The following is a 23,275-nucleotide window of genomic DNA, read 5'->3' as shown; positions in this document are numbered from 1 at the left end:
CCCATGCAGAGGCTAAACGGCTTGATGCCAGGACAGTCAAAGACGGCCTGCGTCAACGCCATGGCGGGGAGTGGGTCCTATTCCATCCGTCGCGATAGCGAATATTTTCTATAAAATCGATAGAAAGAGAATGACCTGTCTTCCTCGTGGCGCTGCCGCGCCTTAACGTCAATGCAATGGTCTGCAACCTGAAGGAGCTCACATGCCCGCGGAATTCATTAGCGTCAGCTTTCCCAACGCGTCGAACGACCTCAACCCCATTCCCGACGCACCTGTGGATCCTCGGTTCCTGGAGCGCTATGCACGTGCCCTCGATGATTACGGTTTCAACTACACGCTGATCCCCTACTCCTCCTCGTCCTTCGATCCCTTCACGCTCGGCGCAACCGTCCTGGCGCACACGAAGCATATCAAGATCATCGTGGCTTTGCGCCCGAACACCGTCTATCCGACGGTCGCAGCCAAATCGCTTGCAACACTCGATCAGTTGAGCGGCGGGCGTGTCGTCGTTCACTTCATTGCAGGCGGCAGCGACGAAGAGCAGGCGCGCGAAGGCGACTTCCTCAACAAGGAGGAGCGTTACGAGCGGCAGGAAGAATACATCAGGATCCTCCGTCTGGCCTGGACGTCGAAAGAACCCTTCGACTTCGATGGGAAATACTACCAGTTCAAGCAATTCCGCAGCGCTGTGCGCCCAACCAGTGGCCTGATCCCGATTTCGGTCGGCGGTTCGTCGGATGCCGCCTATCGCATCGGGGGTTCTCTGGGCGACATTTTCGGGCTCTGGGGCGAGCCGCTTGCAGAAACAAAGCAGCAGATCGAACGGATATACACAGAAGCGGCAAAGGCAGGCCGGACGGATCGCCCTCGCATATGGGTTACCTTCCGGCCGATCGTGGCGGAAACGGACGAGTTGGCATGGGAGAAGGCGCATAGAGTTCTCGACCAGTTGAACGAAAACCGTCAGAAAGGCTTGGCACGCGCACCACTCAATGCGGCACGCCCGGCCAATGTCGGCTCTCAGCGGCTTCTTGACATCGCGGCGCGCGGCGATGTCCATGACCGCGCTCTATGGTATCCGACGGTGACCGCGACCAATGCTGGCGGCGCCACCACTGCGCTGGTGGGTTCGCCGCGCACCATTGCCGATTCCATCCTCGACTACATCGATCTTGGCTGCGATCTGATCTCGATCCGCGGCTATGACAATTACAATGATGCGGTCGATTACGGCCGTTACATCCTGCCGCTGGTGCGCGAAGGCATTCGCGAACGGGAAGAGGCGAATAAGAAGAAAAGTGCTGCGTGATATGTGCAGTCTGGCCCGAGCGCCGGACTGCACACCCCCTTTTCTCAACGCAGCCGGATCTGCTGTCCTTTGCCTAGGGGCATTGTTCCCTTAACAGCCAGAAAGCGTCGACCCGCATGGCCTATGATGTAATCGTTCCAGATGAAACCGTGCGTGTTCTCGCGGAAGCCGCACCGGATGCGGATCGAACCGGCCAATTTCCCTGGACCGGTATCTATGCCGTTCATCAGAGCGGCCTGCTCGAGAGCACCGTTGCAACCCGCTATGGCGGTGAAGGCGGAACACTCGGYGATGCGGCCCACATTCTGGCGGCGCTGGGGCGGGGTGATCCCTCGGTGGCGCTGATCAGCGCCATGACGATCTTCAATCATCTCGGCCAAGCCGCAAAGAACCATTGGCCTGATGATCTGTACAGGCGTCTGCTGGCGGAGGCTAAGCAGAAACCGTTATTGCTCAACGCCGCGCGCGTCGAGCCGGAACTGGGGTCTCCGGCACGTGGCGGTCTACCCGCGACCGTTGCCCGCCGCACGGCAAACGGCTGGTCGATCACGGGTCGCAAGCGCTTCGTGACCGGCGCATACGGTCTGACGCATTTCCTTGTCTGGGCGCATACCGACGAGACGCCCGCGCGTGTCGGAACGTTCGTCGTGCCGAACGGATTGCCCGGCATCGATGTGATCGAGAACTGGAACAGCCTGGGCATGCGCGCCACAGGTTCGCATGACGTCGAATATACCGACGTCGAGATCTCGGCGGAAAACGTGCTGGAACTCGTCGATCCGTCGGTGGCCCAGCAGGACAATCGCGCCCATGCGGCGATGACCTTGGCGCTGACCGCGATCTATCTCGGCGCGGCCGAAGCCGCGCAAGCGGCCTTCATCCGCTTCGCACATGAACGCGTGCCGGCCAATCTGGGCCATCCCATTGCCCGAACAGAGCGGTTTGTGGCGCTCTCGGGCGAGATCGACCTGCTGGTCGCTGGCGCCCGGCAGATCATTTTTGGCGCGCTTGAGGCCGACCATGGTGACGCGGAAAGGATGATAAGGGCTCGGCTGATCGCGGGCCGGCAACTGCGTGAAGCCGTGCAGATCGCGGTACGCGGCATCGGCAATCCGGGTCTTAGTGCCGACTTGGGGCTTGAACGGCATTTCAGGGATATCCAATCCGTGCTCGTCCACGCGCCGCAGGAAGATACATCCATTTCGATATTGGGCCGTGCCGCCTTTGACCGATGGAATAAAGAGGAAACTGCCCGCTCGAGCTATCCGGCAGAGCTGGCGGTCCTCAAAACAGCATAGCAAACAGAGCGCCTCGCCCGATGACCTCCCTCCTCCCTCGCATGATCGAGGCGAACTCGCGAAAGGAATTTAGATGAGCAACGATCTGATCGTCGGCTTCTCGGGCAATCTGTCCCGCCCGTCCAGCACCAGGCGCTTCGTGGAGAGCGTCGCGGAATCGCTGGCGAAGCAGGCAGGCCTGCAGCATGCGGTGTTCGACATCGAGGACCTCGGCACCTCACTGGCGGCCGCAAGATCGGTCGCGGACCTCGATCCCTCAGCAAAAAAGGTGATCCAAACAATCATCGAAGCTGAAGCGCTCGTCATCGGCTCGCCAACCTACAAGGGGAGCTATACCGGCCTGTTCAAGCACGTCTTCGATCTCCTCGATCCGGCAGACCTGCGCGGCAAACCCGTCATCCTGACGGCAACCGGCGGGGGCGATCGACACTCCCTCGTTGTCGAGCATCAGCTTCGCCCGCTGTTTGCTTTTTTCGAGGCCTTTGTGCTGCCGACGGCAATCTACGCCTCAAGCCGCGATTTCACGGATGGCATTCCGTCAACGGCTATTCTCGGTCGCGTAAACCAGGCGCTGGCGGAGGCTTCCGTCCTTGTGAAGGTCCGATCGACAGCAGACGCGATTGCCGCAGAATAAGCAGTCGGCGGGCAAAAATGACTGCACCAAAGAAATACGTCGTCGGCATCACCGATCACATGTTCGGCGCGCCTGATCTCGAGGCAGAAGTGCTCGGCGACGATGTCGAGATCGAGTTCTTCGCCAGCACCGACGAAGCATCTTTCGATCCAGATCGATTGGCGAGGCTCGATGCCCTGATGGTCTGGGGCGCGCGGCTCGGGTCGCGCAGCATCGCCCATCTTTCCCGCTGCAAAGGCGTCGTGCGCTACGGTGTCGGCTACGAGAAGATCGATCTTTCGGCTCTGGCGGATGCAGGCATTCCGTTCGCCAACAATCCCGATTATGGCACGGAGGAAGTCGCCGACCATGCAGTCGCGATGATCCTGTCCCTGCACCGGCGACTCTGGGAGCACGACGCTCGCGCCCGTGGCTACACGTCCGGATGGCAGGTCCATAGCCTGAAGCCGCTTAGCCGCTCGAACCGGGCCGCGGTGGGTGTTGTCGGCGTCGGGCGGATCGGCACAGCGGTGGTGAACCGCCTGAAGCCATTTGGATTCCGCATCCTGGGTTATGATCCCGGCCAGCCGCCAGGTCATGAGAAGGCGATCGGCTATGAACGCACCGACCGGCTTGACGACCTCTTCGCCCAGGCGGATATCATCACCCTGCATTGCCCGGCAAATAACCAGACGCGTGGCATTCTGGACGGGAGTGGGCTTTCCCGGCTCAAGCCTGGAGCCATCCTGGTCAACACCGCGCGCGGAGAGCTGCTCGACGATCTCGATGCGCTCGAAGCCTCACTGCGAAACGGCCAACTCGCGGCGGCGGCAATCGACACGCTGGCGCAGGAGCCGCCGCGCGAGCATCCGCTGCTGACAGCATGGCGCGATAGGAGTGACTGGCTTGAGGGGCGGCTGGTAATAACGCCACACAATGCCTTCTACTCCGATCATGCAGCCATCGAGATGCGCCACAACGCAGCGCAGACGGTCAAAATCCTGCTCGACGAGGGCCGGCTGCGAAATCAGATCACGGCGTGAGCGGCTGTCATTTGGAAACGAGACGTCAGGTCGAGCGCTTGCTATCCCGCTCTGACCGGAGGGCAAATCAGGTGTAGGTCTACCGACTGAAGGGTGATCGCCTTGACAGGAATCGAACCGTGAATTCAGCCTGGCACGCATGAGACTTTGGCTCGATATGACACGTTAACGACATACTGTCGTCCGCTGGTACAAAATCATTAGGGCAAGCATATCGTCTTTTGGAGCGGAATTCGCGGTTCGTCTTGCCGCCGGTCGTCTGCTCCCTAGATCCGACACATGGATACCGAGCGAACCACAGCTCCTATCAAATCGGTAAGAGCGTCTTCGCGGAAACCTCTCCAGAGGTTGAGCCCGGCCATTGTAGAGCAAGTCGAGCGCCTGCTCGGTGGACGCACGCGTGATATCCGTCTCAATGGCGAGCTGGCTCGGCTTTTTGGCGAACGCTCCTGGCCGCGGACTGCCAAGATCATCCGCGCGTGGATGGTTTGGGTTATCGTGCTCGACGTCCTGACGTTGGGCCTCAACGCGATCTTGCTTCCGACCGAAACCGTCATGTCGATGCTTTGGCCTGCGTCTATCCTTCCCCCCGCAGCTCTTGTCGCCGCGATAGCCTTCCTGCGGCCGCGCGCTTTGTGGGTGCAGGGAGTTTTCCTCCTCTCGGCTGTTTTTCTCATCCTCCTGTCCGTCGCCTTGGTGGGCGTGAACACCGGTGGCGAGTTTTACGAGCGGCATTTGACCATCATGCTTTTTGTGGCCGTCACCGCCATTATCATATTTCCCGTTCCACTCGGTTGGGCGATGGCGATCGGTGCTGCTGCCCTCGGTATCTACCTTGTGTTTCAACTGCGCAATCCGGGTATCGAAGCGGGAAGTGCTCTGGCCGGGACGCTGTTTTTCGCAAGCGGTGTGGCTGCAACCGTCGTTGCCCGACGCACCGCCACCATCTTCGCTCAGAAGACTTTTCTACTTGAGTTACGAGATCGAAGTCGCCTCGCAGAGCTTACTGATGCTAATTCGCAGCTGGAATTGCTGGCGCGGACAGATCCGCTGACGGGTGTCGCCAACCGGCGTTCGATGATGGAAACGCTCCATCATTTCTGGGATGAGGACCTAAAACGAACGAACGGCGCGGCGATGCTGATGTGCGATGTCGACGACTTCAAGCGCCTCAACGATAATCTCGGGCATGCCGAAGGCGACCGCTGCCTGGTGAAAGTTGCCGGCATCATTCAGAGCAGCATGAGGGACGAGCGGGACCAGGTCGCCCGGTATGGAGGCGAAGAATTTCTCGTCTTTCTCCCAGGCTCTGATGAACAAGAGGCCCGGGGGGTTGCTGAGAGAATTCGCAGCCGAGTAGAAGCTGCATCTCTTCCAAATCCTACCTCCCGCGTCGGCCCCTGGGTCACTGTCAGCATCGGAATAGCAATATTGATGCAAAACAGCGAACTCGTGTCGGCAGAGCACATGCAGCGCCAAGCGGATGCGGCGCTCTATCTTGCCAAAAAGACCGGGCGCAACTGCGCGATGGTCCATGCTTCAGAGGTCGGTCAAGCCTCCGACTAAAGCCCTTCGCCTTTTTTATTGTCCAAAAGGACGACCTTAAACGGCTGCAAGCCGGGTCCGGTGCCAGCCGCCCATACTTGACCATTTGACAGATATCCTACAAGTGGATATGCAACATGCATCTTATCGGCGATGCGAGAAAGTGACCGGCATGACACTGAAATCGATGAAGCCGCTGACGCGCGCGCCGCTGCTGCATGTCTCCGTTCAGGAAAGTCTGCGCGCCTACATCGACGACAACGGCCTTGCGCCCGGAACCCTGCTTCCGGCGGAAGGAGAGCTTGCCACCCAGCTCGGTGTCAGCCGCAATTCGCTGAGGGAAGGCATTAAGGCGCTGGAATCGCTCGGCGTGCTGGAGACGCGGCGCGGTGTCGGCATTTTCGTGAAGGCCTTTTCCTTCGAGCCGCTTCTCGACAACCTCGCTTACGGCCTCGGCGGCGCCCTGCGACAAATCGAGGAAGTCCTCGAAATCCGGCGCACGTTGGAAGTGGGATTGATCGGCAAGACGATCGACGTGATCGAGGAGGAGGACATCGCCGAGCTGCGTGCCACCGTCAATCGGATGCGCGCCCATGCCGAGCGCGGTGAAACCTTTGCGGAAGACGACCAACTGTTCCACCGACTGCTGTTTCGCTGCCAGGACAATGAAACGCTCGTGCGGCTGATCGATGTCTTCTGGCTCGCCTTCTACAAGGCATCGGATTTCGTCAATCTCGAAAATACCGATCCGATGGCGACGTGGCGCGACCATGCCGCGATCGTCGATGCGATCGAGGCAAGAGATCTGGAGGAGGCGCGCAGACGCCTGGATCGTCACTACGAGGGCATTGCCCGGGTGATTGCCAACAACAAGACAAGTTCAAACGTGGGAGGAACACATGAAAAGACTGTCTAGATTATCCGTTATTGCGCTTGGCGCCCTGCTGTCGACGGCGGCCGTTCCGGCTCTTGTCGTTTCGGGCGTTGCAGCTGAGGCTCAGGCAGCCACGCTATCCGGCGGCTTCGATGTCGGCCCCGGAGGCTTCCAGGGCAACTTCAATCCGCTCGCCGCGACCGCCGGCTTCACCTGGCTCAGCGTCTACTACGAACCGCTGATCACCTATGATGAGAAGCTGCAGAAGGTCGTCGGCGCGCTGGCAAGCTCCTACGAGGTCAGCTCGGACCAGATGACCTACACGTTCAAGCTGGCAGACGCCAAATGGCATGACGGCAAACCGTTCACCGCCAAGGACACGAAGTTCACCATCACCCTTGCGATGGATGCGAAAACCGGCTCGGTGCTCGCTGCCCGGCTGAAGGGCATATCGTCGGTCGAGACGCCGGACGATCACACGGTTGTCATCAAGCTCAGCGCACCCAGCAGCAGTTTTCTCGACACGATGACCAAGGTGATGATGCTCCCCGAGCATGCGCTCTCCTCGATTCCGGCCGACCAGCTGGCGAAGAACGCGTGGTGGTCCACAGCTCCGATCGGCACTGGTCCGTTCAAATTCACCAAATACGTCTCGGATCAATATGTCGAACTTGCTGCAAACACTGATTATCGCGGTGGCAAACCCGCACTGGAACGCGTCATCAATCGCTATTTCGCCAACCCGACCGCAGCGATCGCGGCGCTGAGAGCCGGCGAAATCCAGTTCACCTATGTCGATTCCAACGACGTGCCGACCTTCAAGGACAACAAGGACTTCAAGGTCATCGAAGGCAACTCTTTCGTCGTTAACTATCTCGGCTTCAACCACGATTCCCCGCTCTGGAAGGACGTGCGCGTCCGCCAGGCGGTGATGTACGCGATCAATCGCGATGCCATCATCCAGAGCCTCTATGGCGGTGCGGCCAAGCCTGCCAATTGCGCCTATGTTGCCGAACAGCTGATACCCCCTGATATCGATAGCTATGCCTATGATCCCGAGAAGGCCAAGAAGCTTTTGACGGATGCCGGCTGGGACCAGATCAATGGCGGCAAGCCGATCACGCTTCTGACCTATTACACCACGCCGCTGGCGACCAACGTGCTTGCCGCAGTCCAGGCGATGCTTGCCCAGGTCGGCATCAACATCGTCCCGCGCGCCGTCGATGCGCCGACCTATAACAGCATCGTGCTCAATGCGACGCCGGACGTTGCCCAGTTCCAGATGGTTTATGCCGGGCTGCAGAACGGGCCGGATGCCGGAAGCATCAATGTCGGCCTCAACGAGAAGCAGATCCCTCCGGCCGGACCGAATGTCGCCAGGGTTCGCATGCCTGACCTCACCAAGGCGCTCGATAGTGCCTTGGCCGAGCCGGACAGTGCCAAGCGGGATGCCGCCTACCAGGACGTCTGCAAGGTGATGAACACGAACCTGCCCTGGGCGACGCTCTGGGTGGCAAACCGCTACGGCATCGTCTCGACCAAGGTGAAGGATTTCGTCTGGACGCCGGCGCCAGGCGGCGGCCCCTACCAGGCCAACCCGCAGAAATGGTCGATCGCCGAATAGGCGGTTTCCGGGAAAGCCTTGAGGGTGGCTTCGGCCACCCTGACAAGACGGATGAACCATGCTCCAATACAGTCTCAGACGCCTGGTCATAGGAATAGGCATGCTCGTCGCCCTGAGCATGCTGATCTTCCTGCTGCTGCGCCTGACGCCCGGCGATCCGATCGATGCCTTTATCGATCCGAACCTGCCGATGTCGCCGTCAGACCTTGCCGATCTGCGCAGAAACCTCGGGCTCGATCAGCCCTTGCCCGCGCAGTATCTGGGCTGGTTGCAGCAGGCGCTGACCGGCAATCTCGGCTATTCGATCAAGCGTCTCGATCAGCCGGTTCTCGGCCTGGTGCTGTCACGGATCGGCCCGACGGTGCTCTTGATGGGCACTGCACTTGTCTTCGCCATCGTCGCAGGCATCGCCTGCGGAGTGATCGGCGCCGTCCGCCGCAATTCGCTTGCCGATCTCTCCTTATCCGTGGTTGCGCTTGCCGGCATTTCGAGCCCGGCATTCCTCAGCGCGCTGATCGGCCTTTATATTTTCTCCGTCCGCCTGCACTGGATGCCATCAGGCGGCATGCTGACGCCGGGCGAGGAATTCTCGGTGGGCGATCTCCTCCACCATCTGATCCTGCCGGCGGCACTTCTGTCTGTCGCGCAAGCCGCATTGATCATGCGTTACATGCGCGCTTCGCTGCTCGAAGTCCTGAACCAGGATTACGTGCGCACCGCCCGCGCCAAGGGCGTTCGCGAGTTCTGGGTCATCACCAAGCATGCCTTGCGCAATGCGCTTCTTCCGATCGTCACGCTGATCGGCTCCACCATCGGGCTTGCAATCGGCGGCGCCATCTTCATCGAGAGCGTCTTCAACTGGCCGGGCATGGGTCTCTTGCTCGTCGACGCAGTGCAGACCCGCGACTACCCCGTCATYATGGGGGCGACGCTCGTCATCGGCACCTGCGTTATCGTCGTCAATCTTCTGACCGATATCACCTATGCGGTCGTCGACCCGCGCATCAAGGTGGGCTGATCATGCTGGCACGCTCTTCCGAACGCCGGAGCCCCGGACCACTTGCCCGCGCCTTCAGTCGGTTTCTGCTCAATCGCGCAGCCGTTGCCGGCGTCTGCATTGCCATTCCGATGCTGCTGCTGATCCTTTCCTATCCGCTATGGTGGGCTTTCCGGCCGAACGACATCGATCTTCTGGCCATGAATAGCGGCCCGACGGCGACGCACTGGTTCGGAGCCGATGGTGTCGGCCGCGACGTCTTCGCCCGCGTGCTCGAAGGCGGCCGGATTTCGCTGCTGGTCGCCGTCGCATCCACCGCGCTTTCCGCGGTCATCGGTTTTCTTTTCGGGGCAATCTCGGCGCTGGCAGGACGCTGGACGGACGCCGTCTCGATGCGCTTCGTCGATCTGGTGATGACCCTGCCGCCCGTCATCTTCCTGCTTGTGCTCGCCTCGATTGCCGGCACCGGCATCTGGCCGACGGTGCTGGTCATCTCGCTGCTCTCCTGGCCGCTGCTTGCGCGCATGATCCGCTCGCGGCTGCTGGAATTGCGTGAACGCGACTTCGTCATGGCCGCTCGCGGCATGGGCGCCGGCATCGGACATCTGCTCTTTCGCCACGGCCTGCCGAACTCGATCGATATCCTGGTGGTCTATGCAACGCTGCAGATTGCCAATGCCATCCTGCTCGAGGCGGGGCTGTCCTTTCTCGGTCTCGGCATCGCCCCGCCGGCAGCAAGCTGGGGCAACATGCTGAACGCGGCCCGCTCGACCGCCGTGCTCGAACAATATCCGTGGCAATGGCTCTTCCCCGGCGCCGCGCTCATCCTTGCCGTCCTGGCGATCAACTTCATTGGCGATGGCCTCAGAGATGCCTTCGACCCGCGTGCCGAACTGAACTGACAATCGAAAGAAGCGAAAATGACCAAATTCAAGGGTGTCGTTCCCCCCGTCGTAACACCGCTCAATCCGGATCTCACCGTCGACTACCCATCCTATACGCGCGTGCTCGAGCATCTGATCGGTGCCGGCTGCCATGGCGTATTCGTGCTCGGCTCGACGAGCGAGGTGATCTTCCATGACGAAAAGACCCGGCGGGACATCATCGAACATTCGGCCATGGTGGTGAATGGCCGGGTGCCGCTGATCGTCGGGGTCATCGATCCAACCACGGATCGCGTCATCGCTCATGCAAAGGTCGCAAAGGCCGCTGGCGCCGATGCGGTCGTGGTGACGGCGCCATTCTATACGGTCACCAGCCAGTCCGAGATCCTCGACCACTTCCGTTATATCCGCGACGCGGTGGACATTCCGCTGATCGCCTACGACATTCCCGTCTGCGTTCACGTCAAGCTGCAGCGCCAGACCGTGGTCACGCTTGCCAGGGAAGGCGCGATTATCGGCCTCAAGGATTCCAGCGGCGACGACGGCAACTTCCGCTATGCGCTCCTCGATCTTGCCGAGCACAAGGACGTCTTCCTGATGACCGGCTCCGAGATCGTCGTCGACACCGCCCTGCTGATGGGCGCCCATGGCGTTGTCCCCGGTATCGCCAATGTCGATCCGCACGGCTATGTCCGCCTTTGGAATGCTGCGCAGCGCGGCGACTGGGTCGCCGCGAAGAAGGAACAGGAGCGCCTCTGCCGCCTCTTCGAAATCGTCTGGGTCGCGCAGGGCCGCGTCAGCGGCGGCGCAGCCGGCATCGGCGCCTTCAAGACCGCCATGCGCAGCCTCGGCATCATCGATTCCGCCGTCATGCCGCGGCCGCGTGCCTCCCTCAACGAAGCCGAAACCGCGCGGATCGATGAGATCCTGCGTGCAACCGGTCTGCTGAACTGAGCCAGCTGATGGAACAGACCGCCGAACCCGTACTCGACATCAGAGGATTGCGAACGATCTTCCGCATCCGCGGCGGTGAGATCACGGCGGTCAACAATATCGACCTGACCGTTGCCGCTGGCGAGACGCTCGCGCTCGTCGGCGAATCCGGCTCCGGCAAGTCGGTCACAAGCCTATCGGTCATGCGGCTGCTCACCCGAAACATCGGCGTGATCGCCGCAGGCAGCATCCGCCTTGCGACGAGCGACGGCGTGGTCCGCGATCTCGTCTCCCTCGACGACGAGAGCATGCGCAGGATCAGGGGCGACGACATCGGCATGATATTCCAGGAGCCGATGTCGAGCCTCAATCCCGTCTTTACCATCGGTGACCAGATCGCCGAGCCGATCCGCATCCATCGCGGTGCCGATCGCAAGGCGGCGATGAACGCAGCCGTCGCGTTGCTTGAAAGCGTCGGCATACCGGACGCTCGACGCCGTGCCGGCCAATATCCGCACGAACTGTCGGGCGGCATGCGGCAGCGTGCGACGATCGCCATGGCGCTCGCCTGTGATCCGGCGCTGTTGATCGCCGACGAGCCGACCACGGCGCTCGATGTGACGATCCAGGCGCAGATTCTCGACCTGCTCCTCAAACTGCAGCGCGAGCGCGGCATGGCCATGCTCTTTGTCACCCACAATCTCGGCGTCGTCGCCGAAATCGCCCATCGCGTCGCGGTGATGTATGCTGGACGGATCGTCGAAGAAGGGCCGGTCGGCGAGGTCTTCCGCAATCCGAAGCATCCCTACACGATGGGCCTTCTCGCCTCCATGCCGCGCCTTGGCCATGCGGCGCGGATGAAACAGGCCGGCGAAAAGCTCGCTGCGATCCCCGGCATGGTCCCGAGCCTGATGAACATGCCGAGCGGCTGCGCCTTTTCCCCGCGCTGCAAGTTCGCGATCGAAGCCTGTCGCGTCACGGTTCCCGCGCTCGAACAGGTCAATCCGCAGCACCGCAGCCGCTGCATCAGATGGCAGGAGATCTAGATGAGCGCACCGCTGCTTTCCGTCCGCGACCTTTCGAAACATTATACCTCCCGCGGCACGCGGCTGAACATTCTTCAGGGCATCTCCTTCGATATCGGCAAGGGTGAAGTCGTCGGGCTTGTCGGCGAATCCGGCAGCGGAAAGACCACGATCGGGCGTTCCGTCCTTCGCCTCGTCGAACCCTCGTCCGGCAGCGTCCGTTTCGACGGGACGGAGCTCACAGCGCTTTCCGCCTCCGCGCTCAGACGGCAACGGCCGCGCATGCAGTATATATTCCAGGACCCCTTCGCCAGCCTGTCGCCGCGCATGACCATCGGTGAGATCCTGACGGAAGGCTTGCAGATCCAAGGGATCGGCACTGCCCGCGACAGGCTCGACCGGGCACGGTCGGCCTTGGCAGAGGTCGAACTGCCCGCCGATGCGATCAATCGGTACGCGCATGAATTTTCCGGTGGCCAGCGCCAACGCATCGGCATTGCCCGGGCGTTGACCTTGTCGCCCGACTTCATCGTCGCCGACGAGCCGGTCTCGGCGCTCGACGTGTCGATCCAGGCGCAGGTGATCAACCTGCTGCGCGACCTGCAGCAGCGGCTTGGCCTGACCATGCTGTTCATCTCGCATGACCTCGCCGTCGTCGAATATATCTGCGACCGGGTGATCGTGCTCTATCTCGGCCGCATCATGGAAGTCGCGCCGAGTGCCGATCTCTATGCGAGACCGCAGCATCCCTATACGCGCGCCTTGCTCTCGGCGATTCCCTCGCCTGATCCGGATGCCCGCCGTAACAGGCAGATCCTGAAAGGCGATATTCCAAGTCCGGCCAATCCGCCGAGCGGATGTGTTTTTCGCACACGCTGTCCGAGCGCGCTCGAGGCCTGTGCCGGCGCCGTTCCGCAACTGCGGGAAGTCGCGCCGGGCCACTTCAAGGCCTGCATTCGCGACGACCTCAACTGATCCGTCATCCATCGGGGAAAAACAGATGAACGCGAAGATGCCGCGTCCCGCCATCGGCGGAAATTGGGCGAGCCTGCTTCTGCCGATCGCAGCCGATGACAACATCGAATTCGGCAAGCTCGGTGAAGAGATCGACATCCTCATCGATGCCGGCGTCGATGGTATTTACTCAAATGGCACGGCCGGCGAATTCCACAATCAGACGGAGGTGGAGTTCGACAGGATCCAGGCAATGCTGGCCGAGCGCTGCAAGGCGTCTTCAAAGCCATTCGTCATCGGCGCCTGCCAGCCCGACCCGCTGATCATGCTCAATCGCGTCCGCCGCGCCGCCGCGCTCGATCCCCGCGCCATTCAGGTCATATTGCCGGACTGGTGGCCGCTCAACGATGCCGAAGCGATCGACTTCCTGAAACGAGCGGCCGAGGCTGCCGACGGAATTCCGTTCATCCTCTACAATCCGCCGCACGCAAAACGCGTGCTAGCACCAAAGGAGCTGGGCATGGTCTGCGCCGCGGTGCCTGAGGTGATCGGCATCAAGCTCGCCGATGGCGACGCCTCCTGGTATGCCGAGGCGCGCCGGCATCTGTCCGGGCTGTCACTCTTCGTCCCCGGCCATCATCTCGCAACCGGCACCAAGGAAGGTGTGGCAGCAGGCTCCTTTTCCAATGTGGCCTGCCTTAGTCCCCGCGGCGCTCAGACCTGGACGGTTTCGATGCGAAACGATATCGACGCCGCACTCGATCTGGAGCGACGCATCTGCACGTTCATGGACGCGCATATCGTCCCGTTTCGCCAGGAATTCGGCTATTCGAATGCCGCTCTCGACAAGCTTTTGAGTACGATCGGCAATTGGGGACCTGTGGGCACCCGTTTGCGGTTTCCCTATCGCTCGATAGACATGGCAGAAGCGGTCAGGTTGCGACCGATCGCACGCGCCGAACTCCCCGATCTTTTCCGCTGAGTTTGCTTAAAGAAGGGGCTTTCCGATATGGCGCAGAACGAAAAGCTCTACCATCCCAGCCGGGCCGATATCTTGCTGGAGGCCTCCTTCAGCAGAACGATGAAGCGGTCGACATCGCTTTTTTGCGTGCGAAAGGCCGGGGCGCCGACATTCACCGCGGCGATCACGGATCCGTCGAATGCCAGAACCGGCACCGAGACGGAGACGAGTTGATCGCTGACTTCACCGTAACTCACACAAAATCCCTGGCGGCGGATTTTATCCAATTCAGCAACCAGCTTGCCACGATCCGTGATCGTGCGCTTGGTCAGCCGCGGTAAAGTCTCGGGGATCATTTGCAGCTGCACCTGGGGGTGGAGATAGGCGAGAAGCACCTTGTAGGAGCCTGCGGTGAGCGGCCGTCTTCGCCCGATCATCGCCTGCACCCGCAAGTCGCGCATCGGTTCGAACTTTGCAATACACAGGGATTCCCCATTGTCGATGATCCTGAGCTGGGTCGTTTCGTTCGCCTTCTGGCCGACTTCTTCAAGAATAGGATTGGCTATTCGCACCAGATCAACCTGTGTCGAGGCAGCGGTGCCGAGAATGATCGCAGTCGTTCCCAGCCGGTAAGTGCCCGTATCGCTCTTCCGCACCAGGCCGCGCCGTTCCAGTGTGCGTAACATGCGCAAAATTCTCGGCTTGGTTTCCCCAATGTTCTGTGCGACCTCGGTCAGTCTGATGTCCGGGTTTTTGGCGACATTCAGCAATACCTCGATGCAGACATCAACAGATTGCACGATATCACTTTTTGACGGTTGTCTTTTGTCCATGGGACCAGAATTTTCTCCGCGACCAAAGCTGAAGGATTGGCGTATTTTCAAGTTACGCCTATCGTAACGCGCTTGTTTTCCGTTTGACAGCCCCCTTGAGGGCCCCTTACCAATTTGTGTCGAGAGTGGACGGGAACCTGCTCGTACCGACCAAACAAGGTCGGCCTAAAAACGCTAAACCGGGATTGRAGAAATGGCCGCAAAAACATTGACGCGGGCAGCGATCGGGCTGCTTGGCACGATCGCTATTCCTGCGATGGTCGCCGCACAGGAAACCCCGCTGACGATCGGGATGTCGACGACGCCGACGACGCTGGATCCTCATGAAGACAGTTCGGCGCCAAACAATGCGACCTCGCGCCATATCTGGGACAGCCTCATAAACCTCACGGGAACGTCGTCAAATGCGCCGGAACTCGCCACCGAATGGAAGGTCGTCGACCCTACCCACTGGGAATTCAAGCTGCGGAAGGGCGTGAAATTCCATGACGGCAGCGAGTTCAACGCCGATGACGTCATCGCTTCGCTTCTGCGTGCCCGCGACAAGCCCAGCCAGAGCTTTGCCTCCTACACCCGCAATATTGTCAATGTCACCGCCACGGATCCCTATACCATCGTCGTCGAGACAAAGGTTCCGGATCCGATCCTGCTGAATTCCGTCAGCCGAATTCGCATTATCAGCGCCGATTGCAAGGAGGCACCGGTCCAGGATTTCGACAACGGCAAGTGTGCAATCGGAACCGGGGCCTATTCCTTCGTCTCCTATTCGCCAGGCAGCAACCTGACCTTGAAGCGCAATGACAGCTATTTCGCAGGCCCCTCGCACTGGTCGAACGTCACGCTGCGCTTCCTGCCCGATGACGGCGCCCGTCTGGCATCGCTTCTCTCCAACGAGATCGACATTGTCGAAACCCTTCCTGCCGATGGAATGGCACGCGTGGAAGCGAGCGATAATCTGCAAGTCATCAACGGCCTGTCTTCCCGCTTTGTTTATCTTGGCCTCGATGTCAGCCGCGATGTTTCGCCTTTCGTGAAGGCTGCGGATGGTTCCGATCTCGACAAGAACCCGCTCAAGGATGAACGGGTGCGTCAAGCAATGCTGATGTCGATCAACCGGCCGGCAATCGTCGACCGCGTCATGCAGAAGAACGGCACGGTGGCCGACCAATTCGTCACCCAAGGCTATGCGGGCTATTCCGAAAAAGTCGAGAAGGTGGGTTATGATCCCGCCGCCGCCAAGGCGCTTCTGGCCGAGGCCGGTTATCCCGATGGCTTCAGCCTGACCCTGCACGGTCCCTCTGGCCGTTACGTCAAGGATGCCGAAGTTCTGCAGGCGGTCGGCCAGATGTTCACACGCATCGGGATCAAATCGAAAGTCGAGGTCCTACCCTGGTCGATGTATTCGGAAGCCTATTCAAAGGGCACTTACAGCACCTATTTCGGCTCCTGGGGTGTGAACACCGGCGAAACCACCAATCCGACTGTCGCGCTCGTCGCGACGCGCGACGAGAAAAAGGGGACCGGCAGATATAACGGCGGCGGCGTGTCCGATCCGAAGATCGACGAGGTGCTGGCCAAGGCGAGTTCGACACTCGATGAAGCTGCACGCGCGCCCCTTCTCGAGGAGCTGTCGACCGAGACCTTCAACAACCTCTGGCTCCTCCCAATGCATTACGAAAACGTCGTGCTGGGTGCGAAGAAGACCGTGTCCTACACCCCGCGCGGCGACAAATATACGCTCGCTTATGACGTGAAGCCGGCGGACTGATGCATGTCGTCCAAAAGCGTGCAGCGGTTTTGGGACAAATAAAGATTTGAAGTGCGTCGCATCGATCCATTCGATGCGACGCGGTTTAACAGCAGCATGGGGCCGCACCAGGGCCGTCCCTTTCTTCATCTCCCAGGAGACATTCATGCAGGAACTTGGAACGGGCGATGCCGTCGCCCGGGCGAAGGCCATCTATGACTATGGCCAGACGGCCATCTTCGCCTCTCAGGCCGATCCCCGCCTCCATATGGTGCTTTATGTGCCACCGACGGCGGCAGACGGCCGCAAGCTCGACCTCCTGGTCGCGGTCCACGGCACCGGGCGCACGTCGGCCATCGACTTCCGCGACGGTTTTGCCGAATTCGGGCTCTACAACGACTGTGCCATCCTTTGCCCGATCTTCCCGGTTGGCGTTCTCGGCGATGGTGCGCGTTCCGGCTACAAGTTTCTTGAGGAAGGCGACATCCGCTACGATCAGGTCGTCCTTGCCATGGTCGTGGAGATGGCCGACAAATACCGCCAGGACTGGTCCAAATTCGCCATGTTCGGCTTCTCCGGTGGCGGGCATTTCGTGCACCGTTTCACCATCCTGCATCCGGAAAAGCTCTGGGCGGCATCGATTGGCGCACCTGGTTCCGTCACTCTTCTGGATCCGACGCGTGACTGGTGGGTCGGCATTCGGGATCTGGAGGCGCGCTTCGGCAAGGCCTTCCGACCCGAAGATCTCGCCAAGGTGCCGGTGCATATGATCGTCGGCGACGCCGATCTGGAGACCTGGGAAATCACCCACAAGCCGGGTGGCAAATATTATATGGATGGCGCAAATGACGCCGGCAAAACGCGGCCCGAACGCCTTGCCGCCTTGGCGAGCTCATTCCGCAAAGCGGGTGTCGATGTGACGTTCGATCGTGTTCCGGGCGTCTCTCACGACCGGATGAAAGTTCTGGGCTACGTCAAGGCCTTCCTGGCAAAGGTGCTGGAGGGTAGTCGCGCAAAATGAGAAATGCAACGATCGTAGCGCCTCAGCCGGAGGCCGTCGAAGCCGGCGCCGAAGTTCTCGAACGCGGCGGCAATGCCATCGACGCAGCACTTGCCTGTGCTTTCGTCCAGGGCGTGGTCGACCCACAAATGGCCGGCATCGGCGGCTTCGGCTCCATGCATGTCTACATGCCGAAAAAGGGCATGCACGAGATCCTCGAATTTTATGCGCGCGCGCCGTTGAAGGCTGCGCCGGACATGTGGCTCGACAAGATCAAGCACCAGAGCCGCGACGGCTTCGGCTACGTGCTTGAAGGCAATATTTCCGATATCGGCTACCTTGCCGTCTGCACTCCGGGCTCGCTCAAGGGCTATGAGACCGCGCTGCGCGACTACGGCACCTTCGATTGGGCCGATCTCATCAAACCGGCCATCCGCCTTGCCCGTAACGGTTTCATGATCCGAAACCACATGCACTGGTATTGGGCCAAGGACCAGTCGAACGACGGTTTTGCCAACACGCTCGACAAGCTGCGCTTTTCTGAAACGGGCCGGAAAGTCTATTTCCACGACGACGGCACGCTCAAGAATGTCGGCGACCTGCTCGTCAACAAGGACATGGCAGAGACCCTCGAACGCATCGCGCGAAGCGGCGGCTCGGACATCTTCTATCACGGCGAACTGGCCGAACAGATCGCCGGCGATTTTAAGGAAAATGGCGGCTTGATCGATCGGCAGGATCTGGCGCGCTACGAATTGTCGAAGGTAGAGCCGGTTTGGGGCGACTACCGCGGCAACCGCATCGCCACCTCGCCTCCGCCAGGCTCGGGCTTCCCGATGCTGGAACTCCTGCATATCATGGAGCAGTTCGATGTCGGCTCGCTGCAGCATGGCAGCGCCGAACATGTCCGCATCCTGTTCGAAGCCATGAAGCGGATGACGATCGACAAGGACGCGCATATGGGCGATCCCGCCTATGTCGACGTGCCCTATGAAAAGCTGCTGTCGAAAGAGCATGCAAAGGTGCATGCCGGCGCGATCAAGGCGGGCGAGATCGCCAGCGTATCGCGCCTTGATGGGTCGCAGCGCGACACCACCCACATCTCGGTGATCGACAAGGACGGCAATGCCGTCGCGATGACCCACACCCTCGGCAGTCCCTCGGGCGCGATCACCGACGGCCTCGGCTTCATGTACAATGGCACGATGAGCCGCTTCAATCCGCTTCCCGGTAAGCCCGGCTCCATCGCGCCCGGCAAGCGGCGTCCCAGCTCGGCGGCGCCGACGATCGTCTTTAAGGGCGACGAACCCAGCATCGTCATCGGAGCGCCAGGCGGCAGCTATATTGCGCCCGCCGTTGCGCAATGCCTGATGAACATGATCGATTTCGACATGTCCGTGCTCGAAGCCGTCTCGGCGCCGAGGATCGTAGGGGTGTCAAATACGATCGACATCTGCAATCGCATTCGACACTCTGTCGAAGACGAGCTGCGGGCGCAGGGCTACCCGGTGGCGCGGTCGCCGCAGACATATGCGTTCGCCGCAGTCCACGCGATCAAGATTGACGGCGGCATCTCGAAAGGCGCGGCCGATCCGCAGCGCGACGGGATGGCGATCTCCGTCGCTTAAAGCATGTCGCGCAAAAGTGCGCAGCGGTTTTGCGACAACGACGTGCGTAGAAACAAAGACGTCGATTCAAAACGTTACAGCGTCCTGCGGCTCTCGAAAAGACGAGCGGCGCTGTAGGGAGAGGTTCAATGGTCACATCCATCATCAGGCGGTTGATACAGGCGCTGTTCGTCGTTGTCGCGATGACGATCATTGTCTTCATCGGCGTCAATGTGATCGGCAACCCGGTCGACATCCTGATTAACCCGGACGCCAATCAGGCCGAGCGGGCACTCGTCATCGCGCATTACGGTCTGGATCAGCCGCTGTGGAAACAGTATCTGCTGTTTCTTCAGGGACTTCTGCACGGGGACTTCGGCAACAGCTTCGTTTATGGGCGGCCGGCGCTCGGTCTGATCCTCGAACGTCTCCCGGCAACGCTCGAACTGGCGATCACGGCTCTCGGCATCGCGCTGCTGTTCGGCCTGCCGCTTGGGCTATATGCAGGGCTCTACCCCAATCGGATTTCCTCCAAGCTGATCATGAGCGGCTCGATTCTGGGCTTCTCGCTTCCGACCTTCTGGGTCGGTCTCATGCTGATCATGGTGTTTTCCGTCGAGCTCGGCTGGTTGCCGACGAATGGCCGCGGCCCAACGCGGGAACTGCTCGGCGCACAATGGTCGTTTCTGACCGCAGACGGCATCCGGCACCTCTTATTGCCCGCCTTCAACCTGGCTCTGTTCAAGACGTCGCTCATTCTTCGGCTGACCCGCGCCGGCGTGCAGGAGGTCCTTCCTCAGGACTATGTGAAGTTTGCCCGCGCCAAGGGATTGCGAGAGCGGCGGATCATTTCCGTGCACGTTCTCAAGAACCTGATGATCCCGGTGGTGACCATCATCGGGCTCGAGTTCGGCTCACTGATCGCCTTTTCGGTCGTCACCGAAAGCATCTTTGCGTGGCCGGGCATGGGCAAGCTCATCATCGACTCGATCAATGTTCTCGATCGCCCCGTCATCGTCGCCTACCTGATGATGATGGTGCTGCTTTTCGTCGTCCTCAATTTCATCATCGATATCTGTTACACCCTTCTGGATCCGCGGGTCCGGCTGGAAGGAAAGGCTTGACCCCATGGCCGAACCAAACACGCAAGACACAAGCGCTCCAGCGCCCGAACCCAGTCGTCTGTCGAAAGGGATCGCGGATTTCTTCAGCTCTCCGGCAGCCGCGATCGCCTTCCTCGCGCTGGTGATCATCTGTTGCCTGGCGCTGTTTGCGCCATGGATCTCTCCGCAAAATCCCTATGATTTGATGCAGCTCGACATCATGGATGGACGGCTGCCGCCGGGGTCCGAATCCATGACCGGGCTTGTCTATCACGTCGGTACCGACAGCCAGGGCCGCGATATCCTGTCCGGCATCCTCTATGGCCTGCGCACCTCTTTGCTGGTGGGCGTTCTGTCGGCTTTTGCTGCTGCCATCATCGGAACCTCAGCCGGATTGTTCGCCGCTTACATGGGAGGGCGCACGGAAACCGCGATGATGCGGCTCGTCGACCTGCAGCTCTCGTTTCCGACCATCTTGATGGCGCTGATGATGCTCGCCGTGCTCGGCAAGGGCGTGTCCAACGTGGTGATCGCACTGATCATCGCCGAGTGGGCGACCTATGCCCGCACCGTCCGCGGCACCGCTCTGGTCGAGCGCGAGAAGGAATATATCGAGGCGGCCCGGATGCTGCGCCTGCCCGGATGGCGCATCCTCTTCAGGCACCTGCTGCCGAACTGTCTTGCGCCGGTCATCGTCATCGCCACCATGCAGATCGCCCGGGCAATCGGTCTGGAAGCAACCTTGTCCTTCCTCGGTCTCGGTGCATCCGTGACCGAACCCTCGCTCGGCATGCTGATCTCGACGGGCTACCAGTATCTTCTGACGGGCCTCTACTGGATCAGCTTCTTTCCCGGCATTGCCCTTCTGGTCACGATCGCGGCGATCAATCTCGTCGGCGACCGGCTGCGCGATGTGCTCAACCCGAGGAACATGTCATGACCCCATTGCTGCAAGTGAGCAATCTCGTCACCGAATTCGGTAACGGCAGGGGACGGCCCAGCCTTTGCGCCGTCAATGATGTGTCGTTCACGGTGGAGCGCGGCAAGGTCCTTGGTCTTGTGGGAGAATCCGGATCCGGAAAGTCGGTGACCGGCTTCTCGATCATGCGGCTCCTCGATAAACCCGGCCGGGTTGCCGGCGGCAGGATCATCTTCGACGGCGCCGACATCGCGAAATATTCGGATGAAGAGATGCGGCAGCTGCGCGGCAAGCGGATCGCCATGGTATTCCAGGATCCGATGATGACGCTCAACCCGGTCCTGACGGTCGGTACGCAGATGGTGGAAGCCGTCCAGGCACACGACCGGGTTTCGAAGGATGCCGCCCGGCAGCGGGCGCGGGATGCTTTGGCGCTGGTCGGAATACCAAGCCCTGAAGAAAGGCTTGCCGCCTACCCGCATCAGTTCTCCGGGGGAATGCGCCAGCGTGTGGCGATCGCCATTGCGCTTCTTCACAAGCCGGACCTCATCATCGCCGATGAACCAACAACGGCGCTTGATGTGACGATCCAGAGCCAGATCATCTCCGAATTCCAGAAACTCACCGAAGAGGGAAATACGGCGGTGATCTGGATCACCCACGATCTGGCGATCGTTTCAAGATTGGCCGACGAGATCGCCGTCATGTATGCCGGCCGCCTTGTGGAGACCGGACCGGTGGGCAAGGTTCTGACCGATCCTCACCATCCCTACACGGCCGGTCTGATCGCGTCCGTTCCCTCGCAAAACAGACGCGGAGAGCCGCTTCGCCAGATCCGCGGCATGACACCGGCGATCAACCGGCTCCCACAGGGGTGCAGTTTTCGTACGCGCTGTGATCGGGCAACCGACGGCTGTCTGGTCATGCCGGCGCTCATGCCGGAAGGCGATCGCTCCTTCCGCTGCATTCATCCCGTAACGAAAGAGGTAGCATGATGACGGCGACCGCCACGCCCCTGATCGAAGCGAGGAACGTGTCGCAGCGCTTCGGAGCCAAGCCCGACCTTGCCGCCAAGATCGCGCTCAAGCTCAAGCTGGCCAAACCTGCGCCTGTCGTTCACGCGCTTGATAATGTCAGCCTCAGCATTAGGCCCGGAGAGGTTGTCGGCCTTGTCGGCGAAAGCGGATGCGGAAAGTCGACGCTCGGCCGCGCCATTGCGGGGATCACCTCGCCAAGCCAGGGCCAAATTCTCTGGAAGGGGATGGACCGAAGCGCCATGTCGAAAGGCGAGCAGCATCAGTTCGGTCTCGCCAGCCAGATGATCTTCCAGAATCCGATGGCGGCTCTCAATCCGCGCATGACCGTCGAGGAGCTTATCTGGGAGGCGCCTCGAACACATCGGCTTGCCCGCTCGACGGAACGCGACGCCTATGTCGACAGATACTTGATGCTGGCCGGTTTCGACCCGGCTATGAAAAAACGACACCCGCATCAGTTTTCCGGTGGCCAGCGGCAGCGCGTCAATATTGCGCGCGCGCTCGCCGTGCAGCCGAAATTCCTCGTCTGTGACGAAAGCGTCGCGGCACTCGACGTTTCCATCCAGGCCCAGGTCATCAACCTGTTCATGGAACTTCGTGACAAGCTCGACCTGACCTATTTGTTCGTCAGCCATGATCTCGGCGTCGTGGAACATATTTCCGATCGCGTTGCGATCATGTATCTCGGCCGCATCGTCGAAGAGGCGCCTGTCGAGGAGGTTTTCAGGCGGCCCAATCATCCTTACACGAAAGCGCTCTTGGCCGAGGTGCCGCGCATCGAACCCGGCAAGCGGCAGTTCAAGCCCGTCGACGGCGAACTCCCCAGCCCGATAAACCCGCCGAAAGGCTGTCACTTTCATCCGAGATGCCCGTTTGCGATGGATCGCTGTCATATGGAAGCGCCGGTGAAAAAGGAAATTGCACCGAGGCACCTGTCGGCTTGCCACCTCAACGATGAATGATCTCAAA

21 protein-coding genes are annotated in these 23,275 nt (G+C 60.5%); 20 read left to right on the top strand and 1 reads right to left on the bottom strand.

The features are described 5' to 3' along the window. Positions 1 to 202 precede the first annotated feature (202 nt). From AC1ECN_RS22945 to AC1ECN_RS22885, 13 genes are all read left to right on the top strand, one after another. Complete coding sequence (locus AC1ECN_RS22945; RefSeq protein ID WP_130673675.1) at positions 203 to 1,309, top strand: LLM class flavin-dependent oxidoreductase; 1,107 nt, start codon at positions 203 to 205, stop codon at positions 1,307 to 1,309. Between the two features lie 116 nt (positions 1,310 to 1,425). Beyond that, a complete protein-coding gene (locus AC1ECN_RS22940) occupies positions 1,426 to 2,607 on the top strand; it encodes an acyl-CoA dehydrogenase family protein (RefSeq protein ID WP_130663244.1) in 1,182 nt (393 codons plus the stop codon). 73 nt (positions 2,608 to 2,680) lie between these two features. After that, positions 2,681 to 3,241 (top strand): FMN reductase, encoded by a 561-nt coding sequence (gene msuE, locus AC1ECN_RS22935; RefSeq protein ID WP_130663245.1) that lies wholly within the window; start codon positions 2,681 to 2,683, stop codon positions 3,239 to 3,241. A gap of 17 nt (positions 3,242 to 3,258) precedes the next feature. After that, the gene (locus AC1ECN_RS22930) at positions 3,259 to 4,263 is read left to right on the top strand and encodes a C-terminal binding protein (protein WP_024321557.1); all 1,005 of its coding nucleotides are present in this window, start codon (positions 3,259 to 3,261) and stop codon (positions 4,261 to 4,263) included. Positions 4,264 to 4,542: 279 nt separating this feature from the next. Then, positions 4,543 to 5,829, top strand: a complete 1,287-nt coding sequence (locus tag AC1ECN_RS22925) for a GGDEF domain-containing protein (protein WP_024321558.1) — start codon at positions 4,543 to 4,545, stop codon at positions 5,827 to 5,829. A gap of 151 nt (positions 5,830 to 5,980) precedes the next feature. Continuing rightward, complete coding sequence (locus tag AC1ECN_RS22920) at positions 5,981 to 6,724, top strand: FadR/GntR family transcriptional regulator (protein ID WP_024321559.1); 744 nt, start codon at positions 5,981 to 5,983, stop codon at positions 6,722 to 6,724. Then, positions 6,708 to 8,306, top strand: a complete 1,599-nt coding sequence (locus tag AC1ECN_RS22915) for an ABC transporter substrate-binding protein (RefSeq protein WP_024321560.1) — start codon at positions 6,708 to 6,710, stop codon at positions 8,304 to 8,306. Before AC1ECN_RS22920 ends, AC1ECN_RS22915 begins: the two co-directional genes overlap by 17 nt. Before the next feature lie 58 nt (positions 8,307 to 8,364). After that, positions 8,365 to 9,324, top strand: a complete 960-nt coding sequence (locus tag AC1ECN_RS22910; protein WP_130663249.1) for an ABC transporter permease — start codon at positions 8,365 to 8,367, stop codon at positions 9,322 to 9,324. A gap of 2 nt (positions 9,325 to 9,326) precedes the next feature. Next, positions 9,327 to 10,205, top strand: coding sequence for an ABC transporter permease (locus tag AC1ECN_RS22905; RefSeq protein WP_003550548.1), 879 nt, complete (start codon positions 9,327 to 9,329; stop codon positions 10,203 to 10,205). 18 nt (positions 10,206 to 10,223) lie between these two features. Further along, positions 10,224 to 11,141 carry a dihydrodipicolinate synthase family protein gene (locus AC1ECN_RS22900; protein ID WP_027688105.1) on the top strand — a complete coding sequence of 306 codons (918 nt, stop codon included), beginning with the start codon at positions 10,224 to 10,226 and terminating at the stop codon, positions 11,139 to 11,141. An 8-nt stretch (positions 11,142 to 11,149) separates the two neighbouring features. Beyond that, positions 11,150 to 12,166, top strand: coding sequence for an ABC transporter ATP-binding protein (locus AC1ECN_RS22895; RefSeq protein ID WP_130726058.1), 1,017 nt, complete (start codon positions 11,150 to 11,152; stop codon positions 12,164 to 12,166). Beyond that, positions 12,167 to 13,120 (top strand): ABC transporter ATP-binding protein, encoded by a 954-nt coding sequence (locus AC1ECN_RS22890; protein ID WP_027688107.1) that lies wholly within the window; start codon positions 12,167 to 12,169, stop codon positions 13,118 to 13,120. A gap of 25 nt (positions 13,121 to 13,145) precedes the next feature. Then, positions 13,146 to 14,081, top strand: a complete 936-nt coding sequence (locus tag AC1ECN_RS22885) for a dihydrodipicolinate synthase family protein (RefSeq protein WP_130726059.1) — start codon at positions 13,146 to 13,148, stop codon at positions 14,079 to 14,081. 47 nt (positions 14,082 to 14,128) lie between these two features. Here AC1ECN_RS22885 and AC1ECN_RS22880 read toward each other — a convergent pair whose 3' ends face one another. Continuing rightward, positions 14,129 to 14,893 (bottom strand): IclR family transcriptional regulator, encoded by a 765-nt coding sequence (locus tag AC1ECN_RS22880; RefSeq protein ID WP_130726060.1) that lies wholly within the window; start codon positions 14,891 to 14,893, stop codon positions 14,129 to 14,131. Positions 14,894 to 15,086: 193 nt separating this feature from the next. Here AC1ECN_RS22880 and AC1ECN_RS22875 point away from each other — a divergent pair, with 193 nt between their 5' ends. The 7 genes from AC1ECN_RS22875 (at position 15,087) to AC1ECN_RS22845 (ending at position 23,268) form a co-directional block, all read left to right on the top strand. Further along, positions 15,087 to 16,661, top strand: a complete 1,575-nt coding sequence (locus tag AC1ECN_RS22875) for an ABC transporter substrate-binding protein (protein WP_130726061.1) — start codon at positions 15,087 to 15,089, stop codon at positions 16,659 to 16,661. Positions 16,662 to 16,806: 145 nt separating this feature from the next. Further along, the gene (locus AC1ECN_RS22870) at positions 16,807 to 17,661 is read left to right on the top strand and encodes an alpha/beta hydrolase (protein WP_130673665.1); all 855 of its coding nucleotides are present in this window, start codon (positions 16,807 to 16,809) and stop codon (positions 17,659 to 17,661) included. Continuing rightward, positions 17,658 to 19,268 carry a gamma-glutamyltransferase gene (gene ggt, locus AC1ECN_RS22865; protein WP_024321570.1) on the top strand — a complete coding sequence of 537 codons (1,611 nt, stop codon included), beginning with the start codon at positions 17,658 to 17,660 and terminating at the stop codon, positions 19,266 to 19,268. Before AC1ECN_RS22870 ends, ggt begins: the two co-directional genes overlap by 4 nt. A gap of 128 nt (positions 19,269 to 19,396) precedes the next feature. After that, on the top strand, positions 19,397 to 20,371 hold the full coding sequence (locus AC1ECN_RS22860) for an ABC transporter permease (RefSeq protein ID WP_024321571.1): 975 nt from the start codon (positions 19,397 to 19,399) through the stop codon (positions 20,369 to 20,371). 4 nt (positions 20,372 to 20,375) lie between these two features. Continuing rightward, complete coding sequence (locus tag AC1ECN_RS22855) at positions 20,376 to 21,290, top strand: ABC transporter permease (RefSeq protein WP_477954162.1); 915 nt, start codon at positions 20,376 to 20,378, stop codon at positions 21,288 to 21,290. Next, positions 21,287 to 22,264 carry an ABC transporter ATP-binding protein gene (locus AC1ECN_RS22850; protein WP_130689985.1) on the top strand — a complete coding sequence of 326 codons (978 nt, stop codon included), beginning with the start codon at positions 21,287 to 21,289 and terminating at the stop codon, positions 22,262 to 22,264. Before AC1ECN_RS22855 ends, AC1ECN_RS22850 begins: the two co-directional genes overlap by 4 nt. After that, complete coding sequence (locus AC1ECN_RS22845; RefSeq protein ID WP_130690090.1) at positions 22,264 to 23,268, top strand: ABC transporter ATP-binding protein; 1,005 nt, start codon at positions 22,264 to 22,266, stop codon at positions 23,266 to 23,268. Before AC1ECN_RS22850 ends, AC1ECN_RS22845 begins: the two co-directional genes overlap by 1 nt. Positions 23,269 to 23,275: the final 7 nt, after the last annotated feature.

Source organism: Rhizobium sp. 01N447_2, from assembly GCF_056399245.1.
Note: the sequence above shows the minus strand (reverse complement) of the source record. Positions and strands in the feature narration are given on the sequence as shown.